The 11,708-nt window shown below is 73.8% G+C and carries 8 protein-coding genes; all 8 read left to right on the top strand.

What is annotated here, in order from left to right:
- Positions 1-69 precede the first annotated feature (69 nt).
- The 8 genes from PLJ28_RS01285 to PLJ28_RS01250 all read left to right on the top strand — a co-directional run bounded on the left by PLJ28_RS01285 (position 70) and on the right by PLJ28_RS01250 (position 11,596).
- Positions 70-1,128 (top strand): AAA family ATPase, encoded by a 1,059-nt coding sequence (locus tag PLJ28_RS01285; protein ID WP_183524019.1) that lies wholly within the window; start codon positions 70-72, stop codon positions 1,126-1,128.
- Between the two features lie 70 nt (positions 1,129-1,198).
- A complete protein-coding gene (locus tag PLJ28_RS01280) occupies positions 1,199-2,458 on the top strand; it encodes a DUF58 domain-containing protein (RefSeq protein WP_183524022.1) in 1,260 nt (419 codons plus the stop codon).
- A complete protein-coding gene (locus PLJ28_RS01275) occupies positions 2,458-4,962 on the top strand; it encodes a transglutaminase TgpA family protein (protein ID WP_183524025.1) in 2,505 nt (834 codons plus the stop codon). Before PLJ28_RS01280 ends, PLJ28_RS01275 begins: the two co-directional genes overlap by 1 nt.
- A gap of 5 nt (positions 4,963-4,967) precedes the next feature.
- Positions 4,968-6,251, top strand: coding sequence for an RDD family protein (locus PLJ28_RS01270; protein ID WP_324589845.1), 1,284 nt, complete (start codon positions 4,968-4,970; stop codon positions 6,249-6,251).
- Entirely contained in the window at positions 6,248-7,192 is a 945-nt protein-coding gene (locus PLJ28_RS01265; protein ID WP_298044730.1) for a PP2C family protein-serine/threonine phosphatase, read from the top strand. Before PLJ28_RS01270 ends, PLJ28_RS01265 begins: the two co-directional genes overlap by 4 nt.
- The gene (locus tag PLJ28_RS01260; RefSeq protein ID WP_324589844.1) at positions 7,189-9,039 is read left to right on the top strand and encodes an FHA domain-containing protein; all 1,851 of its coding nucleotides are present in this window, start codon (positions 7,189-7,191) and stop codon (positions 9,037-9,039) included. The genes PLJ28_RS01265 and PLJ28_RS01260 overlap by 4 nt, the downstream gene beginning before the upstream one ends.
- Positions 9,036-10,733, top strand: a complete 1,698-nt coding sequence (locus PLJ28_RS01255; RefSeq protein ID WP_183524039.1) for a serine/threonine-protein kinase — start codon at positions 9,036-9,038, stop codon at positions 10,731-10,733. The genes PLJ28_RS01260 and PLJ28_RS01255 overlap by 4 nt, the downstream gene beginning before the upstream one ends.
- Before the next feature lie 53 nt (positions 10,734-10,786).
- Positions 10,787-11,596: an FHA domain-containing protein gene (locus tag PLJ28_RS01250; protein ID WP_255459395.1), complete on the top strand. Its 810-nt coding sequence runs from the start codon at positions 10,787-10,789 to the stop codon at positions 11,594-11,596.
- The last annotated feature ends 112 nt before the right edge of the window (positions 11,597-11,708 follow it).

Here is an 11,708-nt window from a genome sequence, read left to right as displayed (position 1 = left end):
CACCAGCACCAGCACCAGCACCAGCACCAGCACCTGCACCAGCGTCACCAGCGAAGGGGACACCGCACCATGACCATGACCACTGAACAGGCCGAGTGGTTCGCCGGCACGTTCGAGAAGATCTCGGACAACATCGGCCAGGCCATCCTGGGCAAGGAGGACGTCATCTCGCTGGTGCTCACGGCGATGCTGACGGACGGCCACGTCCTGCTGGAGGACGCGCCCGGCACCGGCAAGACCATGCTCGCGCGGTCGCTGGCCGCCACGGTGAAGGGCACCCACTCGCGCATCCAGTTCACCCCGGACCTGCTGCCCTCGGACGTCACCGGCGTGACGATCTACGACCAGAGGACCCAGGAGTTCGAGTTCCACCGGGGACCGATCTTCGCCAACATCGTGCTGGCCGACGAGATCAACCGGGCCTCGCCGAAGACCCAGTCCGCGCTGCTGGAGGTGATGGAGGAGGCCAGGGTGACGGTGGACGGCGTCACCTACGCGAACGAGCGCCCCTTCATGGTGATCGCGACCCAGAACCCGATCGAGCAGGCTGGCACGTACAGGCTGCCCGAGGCCCAGCTGGACCGCTTCCTCATCAAGACTTCGATCGGCTACCCCGACCGCAGCTCCACCGTCGAGCTGCTCTCCGGTGCCGCCACGAAGGACCGCTCCGGTGCCCTGAGCCCGATCATCACCACCCAGGCCATCCGGGACATGGCCGAGCTGGCCACCACCGTCCACGTGGACGGGGCCGTGCTGAACTACATCGCCGAGCTGGCCGAGGAGACCCGCGACGCGGACGAGACCCGGCTGGGCGTCTCGGTCCGCGGCGCCATGGCCATGGTCCGCGCGGCCAAGGTGCGTGCGGCCTCCCGGGGACGTAACTACGTGCTGCCGGACGACGTCAAGGACCTGGCCCCGCACGTGTGGACCCACCGGTTGGTGCTGGATCCGGAGGCCGAGTTCGCCGGGGCCACCGCGCCGGCCGTGCTCACCCGCGTCCTGGCCCAGGTGGATGCCCCGCAACACCGCGCCGAGGCACCGGTCCGGGTGGGCGCCGCGGCGTCGGCCGGCGCCGGAACGTCCGGGGACCCCGCGGCGCGGAGCGGTTCCACCGCCGCCGGGGCCTGAGGTGCCGACGGCACGGAGGGCCCCGGAACGGAGCGCCCCGCAACGGCAGCCCCGTCCACGAGGGGCCGGGGTGGCCGGCGTCCTGAGGGAGCGGTGGAGGCGGCTGGGAGAGTCGGCCGCCATCACCACGGGGCCGGTGCTCGAGTCCGCCGCCGGCTGGTGGGCGCGATCGGCCCGCCCGGTGGTCGAGGTGGTCTCCCCGCTGGGGTGGATCGTGCTGGCCGTGACGGTGACCGCCTGGACGGTCGGAACGACGCTGGGCTGGGCGGAGGCGCTCATCGCCGGACTGGTCGGCGTCCTGCTGCTGCTGCTGGCCATCGGCTTCATCCTCGGCCGCTCCTCCTACCGGGTGGACCTGGACCTGGCACGCTCGCGGGTGGCCGTCGGGGACCGGGCGGTCGGGGCGATCGAGGTGACCAACACCGCGGACCGCGCCCTGCTCCCCGTGGCGATGGAGCTGCCCGTGGGGCGGGCCACCGCCGTGTTCCCGTTGCCCCGGATGCGCCCGGGCGCCGTGCACGAGGACCTGTTCACCATCCCCACGCACCGCCGCGCGGTGATCGTCGTCGGGCCGGTGCGCTCGGTGCGCCAGGACCCGCTGGGCCTGCTGCGCCGCCAGCTGAGGTGGACCGAGCCGCAGGACCTGTACGTCCACCCGCGCACCGTGGCCCTGCAGGGGTCCTCGGCCGGGTTCATCCGGGACCTGGAGGGACTGCCCACGAAGGACCTCTCCAGCGCGGACGTCTCCTTCCACGCCCTGCGCGACTACGTGCCCGGTGACGACCGCCGCCACATCCACTGGAAGACGGTGGCCCGCACCAACACGCTCATGGTCCGCCAATTCGAGGAGACCCGGCGCGCCCACCTGGCCATCGCCCTGTCCACCAACACCGCCGAGTACGCCACCGAGAACGACTTCGAGCTGGCCGTCTCCGTGGCCGCCTCGATCGGACTGGAGGCCTTCAAGGAGCAGCGCAACATCTCCATCCGCACCCACGCCGGGCCGATCCACACCGAGACCGGCCGCAACATGCTCGATGACATGACGCGGATCGAGGGCAGGCCGCTGCGCGGGACCAGCCTGGACGTGGCCCGCGAGACCGCGGACCACGTGCCCAACGCCTCGGTGTTCTTCCTGGTCACCGGCAGCCAGCCCAGCCCCGGTGAGCTGCGCCGGGCCGCCAACGTGGCGCCGCCCGGGGTCCGCGCCTTCGCCATCCGGTGCGCCCACGGGCTGGAGACCGGGCGGGCGAGCATCGGGGACCTGACGGTGGTCTCCATCGGGGACCTCCAGGACCTGGGCCTGGCCCTGCGGAAGGCGGCGGCGTGATGGCGGGGGCCCGGACGGGGCTCCGGGAGAGGGGCCTGCGCCACCCCCGGGCCCAGGTGGGCGCCGACGCCGCCGTGCTGACCGTGCTGCTGGGCCTGGGGATGCTCGGCTTCCACGACACCTTCGCCGGGGACCCCCGGTACCTGACGGCCGGCTTCGGGGGAATCGTCCTGGGCCTGGCCGTCGCCCTGGCGAGCTCCTCCCGGCGATGGGGCCCCTGGCTGACCTCCGGCGTGGTGATCGCGGTCTACCTGGCCGCCGGCCTCGTCCTGGCCACCCCGGCCGACCCGGCCGCGGGTGTCCTGCCGGGTGCGGACGCCCCCGGGGTGCTGCTCACGGCGCCGGTGACCACGTGGAAGGACATCCTGACCGTCGCGGCACCGGTGGGCGTGCACGGCGGCATGCTGGTGGCCCCGTACCTGTCCGGGCTGCTGACCGCCGTGGTGGCCGGCCTGCTGGCCTGGCGCGTGCGGGTGCCGTACTGGACGCTCATCCCGGTGCTGGCGATGACCGTCGTCGGCATCCTGTTCGGCACCAAGGACGCCCCCATGGCCCTGCTGCGGGGCATGGTGCTGGTGATGGCCGCCGTCGTCTGGCTGGCCTGGCGCCGGCACCGGATGCGGGTGCACGGGACCCGGACGTCCGCCGACACCACCACGCTGACCCATCCGGCCACCGCGCGCCGGCTGGTCTGGCGACGGGTCGGCCTGGGGGCCGGGGTGTTGGCGGTGGCCGGACTGCTGACCGCCGCGGCCTCGCCGCTGCTGCTGCAGGACCAGGACCGCAAGGTGCTCCGGGACGTGGTCGAGCCCCCGATCGAGCTGTTCGACTACCCGAGCCCGCTGATGAAGTTCCGGCAGTACGTCAAGGACCAGCACGAGGAGGTCCTGTTCACGGTGGACGGCCTCCCCGAGGGCCAGCGGGTCCGGCTGGCCGCCCTGGACGCCTACGACGGCATGGTCTACACGGTGAACCCCCAGGCCAGTGGGCACTTCTCGCCGGTCGGTGACGCCTCCCGCCTCTCCGCTGCAGAGTCCCCGGACCTGCCGAACCGCCAGAACGGGTCCCTGGAGATCACCATCGGGGCCTACGACGGCGTCTGGCTGCCCGGGGGCGGGAAGCTGACCGGGGTGGCCCTGTCCGGGCCGCGGGCCGGCGAGCTGTCCCGGTCCCTGTACTACAACGACGCCAACGAGACCGCCCTGTCCGCCATCCCGCTGCAGTCCGGGGACTCCTATACCGCCGAGGTCGTCTACCCGGTACGGGTCGACCCGGAGGAGCTCGAGGACCGGGACTTCGCCACGGTGGTCATGCCGGAACTGGCCGGGGTGCCGCAGGTGGTCCCCGAGAAGGCGGCCGAGCTGACCGGCCGGCAGGACTCCGCGTTCGGCATCGCCGGCGGGCTGGCGTCCACCCTGCACGAGTCCGGGGCGTTCTCCAACGGACGCGAGGGCGAGGTGACCTCGCTGTCCGGGCACTACGCCGGGCGCATCACCCGGTTGCTGGACGCGGAGCAGTGGATCGGCGACGACGAGCAGTACGCCGTGGCGATGGCCCTGATGGCCCGTTCCCTGGACATCCCGGCCCGCGTGGTCATGGGCTTCTACCCGGAGAACCACCCCGAGGGCGGCGGGCCGGTCCAGATCAAGGGCAAGGACGTCCACGCCTGGGTGGAGGTCAACTTCGAGGACATCGGCTGGGTGGCCATGGACCCCACCCCGGACAAGGACAACGTCCCGACCCCGCCGCAGCAGCAGCCGCAGTCCACGCCGAAGCCGCAGGTGCTGCAGCCCCCGCCCCCGCCGCAGGAACAGGCCGACCTCCCGCCGGACACCGCGCCGGAGCCGCAGGACGCCGAGCAGGAGGAGCGCTCCTGGTGGGACCGGTGGGGAGCCGTGGTGATGATCGTCGTGTACTCGATGATCCCCGTCCTCGTCCTGATGATCCCGCTGCTGGTCATCGCGCTGCTCAAGGGACGGCGGCGCACGCGGCGCCGTCGCGCGGACAGCCCGGCCGGGCAGGTCTCCGGCGGCTGGTCCGAGGTGCTGAGCCTGGCCGCGGACCTGGGCTCGGAGCCGCAGCGCACCGGCACCCGGCGCGAGCACGCCGCCGCACTGGGCGCCGCCTTCCCGACGACGGCGGCCGGCACCACCCTGCTGGCCCGCCGCGCCGACCACGCCGTCTTCGGCCCCGGGGAGCCGACCGAGGCCCAGGTGGCCGAGTACTGGGAGCGGGTGGACGAGAACATCGCCGGCATCCGTGGCTCGGTGGGCGGCTGGCGACGGCTGCGGGCGAGGTTCTCCCCGCGGTCCCTCGTGCTCGAGGCCCGCGCCCGGCGCCGGCAGCGGCACCAGCTGCGGCGCCAGCAGCGCCTGGCCCGCCGTGCGGCGGCCTCCGGGCGCCGGGCGGAGGAGCGCGCGGCCGAACCGCGGTCACGCCCGGCCCGGCGTGGCGGTGGCACCCGAGCAGTCCGTACAGTGGACGACCAAGCGAGCAAGGAATAGGAACCGTGCAGAGAACCCTCAACCTGGTCAACGCACCGGCCGGAAAACGGCTGGCGGCCTGGCTGATCGACCAGATCATCCCCGCGGTGGCCGTGGGCGTGGTCTACGCGGTCACCGTCCCCGCGGTCCTGGCCGGGGCCGGCAGCGCCCGGCAGGACGCGCTGGTCACCCTCTGGCTGGGCATGCTCATCGCCGGCGTGCTGTCCCTGGCCTATGCGGTCTGGCTGTGGGGCTGGCAGGCCTCGGCCGGCAAGACGCCGGGTCACCTGCTCCTCGGGCTGCGCATCACCTCCGAGGAGGGCACGCCCGCCGGCTGGGGGCCGATCTTCCTGCGCTCCGTGCTGATCGGGGTCAGCGGGCTGGTGCCGGTCGTCGGGCCGGTGCTCATGCTGCTGTCGAACACCTGGGACACCAACCACCAGCGCCAGGGCTGGCACGACAAGGTGGCGCGCACCCTCGTGCTGGACGTGCACACGGGACGCAACCCGCTGACCACCGGCGGACTGTTCGGACCGTCCACGTTCGCTCCCGGCGCCCTGAGCCCCGGAGACCCCGGCCACCCCGAGACCGGGGTGAGCACCCCGGCCCTGACCCGCTGGCCCGCGTTCACCGCGGCCGGGCCCATCACCACCGTCCCGGGGGGCGGGCGGAGTCCGTCCCAGGACCCGTCCGGCCCGTCGTCCCCGGACGACCGGCCCGTCCTGCCGTCAACGGCCACGCCGCCGGCGCCGACGTCGGCCCCCGAGCCCGGGACCGTCCGGCCGGAACCCGCCCACGCGACGGCCGGGCGCCCCGCCGCGGCACCGACCGCCGCCCCGCGGATGCCCGTGCCCGCCGGCTCCGGCCACTCCTCGGGGTACCGGGAGGACCGGGTCATCCTCGTGGGTGGGGCCGGATCGTCCGCGGACCCGGACGAGGAGCTGGGTTCCACCCAGCTGCGCAGCCGGCCCGCCGGACCCGCCGCGGTGAGGCTGCGCTTCGACGACGGCCAGGCCCATGAGCTCTCCGCATCCGCCCTGGTGGGACGCAACCCGGCCGCGGCCGCCGGCGAGACCGTGGACCTGCTCATCCCGTTCGCGGACATGGGGCGGTCCGTGTCCAAGACGCACCTGCACCTGTCGGTGGACTCCGCCGGCGTCTGGGTGACCGACCGCAACTCCACCAACGGCTCCGGCATCACCCCGCGTGGCGGGCAGCGCCGGCGGCTGGAACCGGGCCAGCCCGTCCTGGCCCCGGTGGGGACCACCGTCCACTTCGGCGACCGCTCCTTCACGGTGTCCGCTGCATGACCCTGGAGACTGCCATCGACGCGCCCCAGAGACCCTTCCGCCTGAACTACGGGTTCGGCACCCATCGTGGACTGCGCCGGCACCTGAACGAGGACTCCCTGGTGGTCACCGGGAACCTGTTCGCCGTGGCGGATGGCATGGGCGGACACGAGGCCGGCGAGGTGGCCAGCAGGATCTGCGTGGAGACCCTCGCCTCGGGGGTCAAGCAGGTCCGGGACGACCTCACGGCCGAGCAACTGCAGCACCTGATGGTCGCCTCGGATGACGCCATCCGCAGGGTGGCGGACTCGCGGGCGGGGACCACCCTGGCGGGGGCCGCGATCGTGCGGGAGCGGCAGGGGCTGTACTGGATGGTGTTCAACGTGGGTGACTCCCGCGTCTACCGGGTGTCCGAGGGGCGGTTCGGCCAGGTCAGCGTGGACCACTCCGAGGTCCAGGAGATGGTGGACGCGGGTTACCTGAGCAGCGAGGAGGCCCGGCACCATCCCCGCCGGCACGTGATCACCCGGGCCCTGGGCACCGGTGAGGCGTCGGAGGCGGACTTCTGGATGCTCCCGGTCCATGACGGGGACCGGCTGATGATCTGCTCGGACGGGCTGACCTCCGAGGTGGACGACGACGAGATCCTGCGGGAGCTCACTGCCCACCACGCGCCGCAGGACGCGGTGGACGCGCTGATCCGCAGTGCCCTGCGCGGCGGCGGCCGGGACAACATCACGGTCATCGTGGTCGACGTGGAGGACACCGAGGCCGAGGAGAACCGCAGCATCACCTCGCCCCGGGCCCTCCACTCCGAGGAGCAGCAGACCACCCGGCCCCGGTTCGGGTCCGGCGAGACCGGAACGCTGGTCGGCGGCGTCCCGGGTGATGCCGGCGTCGGCACCTCGGACGCCGCGACGGGCGGCACCGGTCCGGGCGACGGGGGAGGGGAACGACCATGACGCCGACAGCGATGGTCCGCTACAGCGCCGGGCCGTGGCTCGGGCTGGTCCGGGGCCGGTCCCTGGTGGCCCTGCCCGCGGACGCCAGCGAGGAGACCGCCGCCGTCCTCTGGGACCTGCTGGCCGGGACCCCGGGGGTGGAGCACCTGCTCGCCACCGTCCTCTCCGGCCGCCTGGACCTGACGGGGATGCCCGCGTTCGCCATCGTCTCCTATGCGGGCCAGGACGTGCACGCCATCCTGCGCGGGGACGTCCACCTGCGGATGACCGGACTGGACGACGTCGAGACCCGGTTGAGCGGGACCGGGGTCTCGACCTGGGCCGAGCGGATCGTCCCCGGGGTCCGTTCCTTCGAACTGCTCGTGGACGACGCCCTGCCCGATGCGGAGGACCTTCCGCTGGAGGCCGGCGCCGTGCGGCTGGCGGCCCTCCAGGCCGACCTGGTGTCCGCCGCGTCCGGGGACCCCGAGTCCTGTCCGGAGGCCCGGACGGCCCACCACCTCGCGCCGGTCGCGGCCCCGACGCCGGCGGCCCCTCCGACCGGCCCGGCCGCCCCGTCGGAACCGGGGCGGGCAGCGGACCCCGTCCCGCCCGCGGAGTCCGCCGACGTGGGGGACGGCGCGGTGACCGGCCACACCGATGATGGCGAGGGCTGCGCGGACGCCGAGGACGGCGCGGGTCACGCGGCGCCCGCGATGGGCGATCAGCCGGCCGGGGAGTCCGACATCGACATGACCATCGCCCCGGACACCGCCGAGTACCTGTCATCCCCCTCCGCCTCCGACGCACCGGAATCCTCCGGCCGGACCACCCTGGTCCAGCCGGCCGAGGACGGGACGGCGTCACGCGAGGAGACCGACGTCGAGGCCCCGTCCGAGGCCGGCCCCGGGGAGGACGTCGAGCGCGGCACGGTCGCCGACCCGGCTCCCGCGTCCGCAGCGTCCGCACCGGTCCGGCCGGCCTCCCGGGCGCCCGAATCCCAGGAGCTTATCGACTCGGTCCCGTGGCTCGCCGCGGCCCGAAGCGCCGTCCCCGCCCCGGGTCAACCGGGCGCGGGACGGCCGGATGAGGGCCGGCCGGACGGGGGATCCCCCGTGCCGGCCGTCCCCGCCGAACCGGGCCGGGCGGGCGCTCTGGGGGCGCATCCCGAGGACGATGTCGATGCCGACACCGTGCTGTCCCCGTCGGCGGCCGCGCTGGCCGCGGCCGGTCCGGCACCCGCCGACCGGACTCCCGCGCCACCGTCCGGGCCCGCACCGGGGACCCCGACGGCCGTGCCCGCGGATCCGGACCACGACGGCGAGACCGTCATGAGGTCGGACCTGGACCTGGCCGGCGTCGAGACCGTGGACCCGGCCGTCCCCGAGGCCCCGGCGTCCCCGGCCACCGGACCCATGGTCCTGGCGCGGCAGTGCTCCACCGGGCACGCCAACCCACCCACGTCCAGCACCTGTGCGCGTTGCGGGCAGTCGCTGGGGGGAGAGGCCCGGCAGGTCCGCCGTCCGCCCCTGGGCCGGATCCGGATGTCCACGGGCGAGGTGCTGGAGCTGGACCGGCCGGTGGTCATCGGCCGCCAGCCGCAGGCCCACCGCGTGGGATCGGGCACCATGCCGCGGATGATCCAGGTCCGCAGTCCCCACGGGGACATCTCCCGCTCCCACTGCGAGGTGGTCCTCGAGGGCTGGCACGTGCAGCTGCGAGACCTCAAGGCCACCAACGGCACCGTGCTGATCCGCGAGGGCGCCGCCCCCCGCCGGCTGGGCCAGGGCGAGGCCGTCATGGTCCTGGACGGGGACATCGCGGACCTCGGTGACGGCGTCTCCCTGCGGTTCGAGGCGATCCCGTGAGCTCGAAGCGTCCCCCGGCGCCGCCTCCGCAGATCGCCGGGTACCGGTACCTCAGCCTGCTCGGATCCGGCGGGTTCTCGGACGTCTACCTGTACGAACAGGACCGGCCCCGGCGCAAGGTGGCCGTCAAGGTGCTGCTCGCCGGGTTGCGGACCGAGCGCGCCCGCCAGTCGTTCGAGTCCGAGGCCAACCTCATGGCCCAGTTGTCCTCACACCCGTACATCGTCACGATCTACGAGGCGGACGTCACCGAGGACGGCCACTCCTACCTGGCCATGGAGTACTGCTCCCGGCCCTCGCTGGACATCCGCTACCGGCGTTCGCGGCTGGGCGTGGACGAGGTCCTGGCCCTCGGCGTCCAGGTGTCCTCGGCCGTGGAGACGGCGCACCGGGCCGGGATCGTGCACCGGGACATCAAGCCGGCCAACATCCTGACCACGGACTACAACCGGCCCGCCCTGACCGACTTCGGCATCTCCGGCACCACGGACATGCTGGACGAGGAGGCCGGCATGTCCATCCCCTGGTCCGCGCCGGAGGCCTTCACCGGCGGGTCCCCGGACGGGGTAGCCATGGACGTGTGGTCCCTCGGAGCCACCCTCTACACGCTGCTCGCCGGCCGGTCCCCGTTCGTGCGGCCCGGTGCGGACAACTCGCAGCGGGAGCTGGTCTCCCGGATCGGCAGGGCGCCCCTGCCGCCCCTGAACCGTGCGGACCTGCCCGCCTCCCTGGAACTGGTGCTGGCCACCGCGATGGCCAAGAACCCGGCCTCGCGCTTCCCCTCCGCCCACGCCCTGGCGCTGGCCCTGCAACGGGTCCAGTCCGAGCTGGGACTGTCCGTCACCCCCTTCGAGGTGATGGACGAGTCCGGGTCCCTGGAGGCCGAGGACGACGCGGTCGAGGAGGGCGGCGAGGCCACCCGGGTGCGCCAGGTCGTCTCGATCGACCCGGACCGCGGCGCCACGGACACCTCACGGCTCTTCCCGCCGATGCCCCCGGCCGCCGCACCGGGGCGCCCCGCCGAGGACGACGTCGACGACGCCACCGTCATCCGGCCCGGCCGCGGCACCCGGGGCCACCCGGGCTCGACGCCGGCCGGCACGTCCGCGGAGGACGATCCTACGATCATGGGCGGGCGGATCGGCGGCGGCCTGGCCGGGGCCCGGGCGCCGTCGCGCCGCTATCCCCAGGCCGGCGGGGAGTGGGAACCCGACGGCACCACCGCGCACCGCGTCGAGGAGAGGTCCGGTGCGTCCCCGGCCATGGCGTGGGCGACCGAGAACAGGACGGGGATCATCGCCTCGCTCGTGGTGCTGGTCCTCGGGGTGGCCGCGGCCGTGTGGCTGGCCGGCAGCCTCTCGGCCCGTCCCGCCCCGGACACCGCGCCCACGCTGATCTCCGAGTCCCCGGCCCTGCCGCTGCCGGAACCGGAGCGACCGGTGCGTGCGGCTGAGGAGGTGTCCGGTACCCGTCAGGGGCAGGACGCGGTGTTCACCTGGACGAACCCGGAGCCGGCGCAGGGTGACGAGTACCTCTGGCGGACCACCACCGCCACCGGCAAGGGCAGGATCACCACCGCCGAGAAGGCCTCCGCCACCACACCGGTCCTGGAGCAGGACCGCACCTGCATCGAGGTCGTGGTGGTGCGCGCCAACGGCAAGCAGTCGGATCCGGCGGTGGGGTGCGTGGAGTGACCGCGGTGCCCCGGACGGGCACCACGACGGCAGGACACAGGACGGGGGACATCATGGAGGGGGAACCGACGATGGATGCTGACGGGAGCGTCGCACAGGACGGCGCAGGACGGCCGGATCGGCCGGGACAGCGGCAACCGCCGCGGAGCGGCACGGGGGCCGACGAGCTGACGGTCTGCTTCGTCGGGGAATGGTACGAGGTCTCACCGCACGCGGTGTTCACGATCGGTCGTGAGGGAGACCTGGAGATCGACGACAACCCCTACCTGCACCGCCGGTTCATGGAGATCCGGCAGATCGACGGGCTGTGGTGGCTGACCAACGTGGGGTCGATGATCTCCGCCACCGTGGCCGACGCGTCCGGCGGCATGCAGGCCTGGGTCTCGCCGGGTTCGCGCATACCGCTGGTGTTCGGCCAGCTCAACGTGGTCTTCACGGCGGGCCCGACCACCTACGAGTTCTCCGTCCACCTGAAGAACCCGTCCTTCCTGCACCAGTCGAACGGGACCGAGGGGGTGGGGGAGACGACCATCGGCCCGGTGCTCTTCACCCCGTCGCAGAAGGCCGTCATCGTGGCGCTGGCCGAACCGATCCTGCGGCGCGGGGGGACCGGGTTCTCCACCGTCCCCTCCTCCGCCAGCGCCGCCCAGCGACTGGGCTGGCCGCTCACCCGGTTCAACCGGAAGCTGGACAACGTCTGCGACAAGCTCGACCGGGTGGGTGTGGCCGGCCTGCGCGGGGGAGGGGGCCGGCTGGCCACCAACCGGCGCACCCGCCTGGTCGAACACGCCGTGACCTCGCATCTGGTCACCGCGGACGACCTGCCGCTGCTGGACCAGGCGCACGGGGCCGAGGAGGACTGAGATCGCAGCGCCCGCCGGACCTTGGTCCGGGCCCGGGACCTCCGGTAGACACAGAGGGGTGCGGGACAGGTCGGTCGTGCGGCGCGGATCGGTCCGCCGGGGCTGGTTCGCC

The organism is Citricoccus sp. (assembly GCF_035445025.1).
Classification (GTDB): Bacteria; Actinomycetota; Actinomycetes; order Actinomycetales; family Micrococcaceae; genus Citricoccus.
This window is presented reverse-complemented; position numbering and strand designations above follow the sequence as displayed.

Bases quoted from the DNA above. Each gene is read 5' to 3' on its own strand.
- PLJ28_RS01260 (WP_324589844.1), top strand. From the start codon at position 7,189: ATGACGCCGACAGCGATGGTCCGCTACAGCGCCGGGCCGTGGCTCGGG.
- PLJ28_RS01285 (WP_183524019.1), top strand. From the start codon at position 70: ATGACCATGACCACTGAACAGGCCGAGTGGTTCGCCGGCACGTTCGAG.
- PLJ28_RS01265 (WP_298044730.1), top strand. From the start codon at position 6,248: ATGACCCTGGAGACTGCCATCGACGCGCCCCAGAGACCCTTCCGCCTG.
- PLJ28_RS01250 (WP_255459395.1), top strand. From the start codon at position 10,787: ATGGAGGGGGAACCGACGATGGATGCTGACGGGAGCGTCGCACAGGAC.
- PLJ28_RS01275 (WP_183524025.1), top strand. From the start codon at position 2,458: ATGGCGGGGGCCCGGACGGGGCTCCGGGAGAGGGGCCTGCGCCACCCC.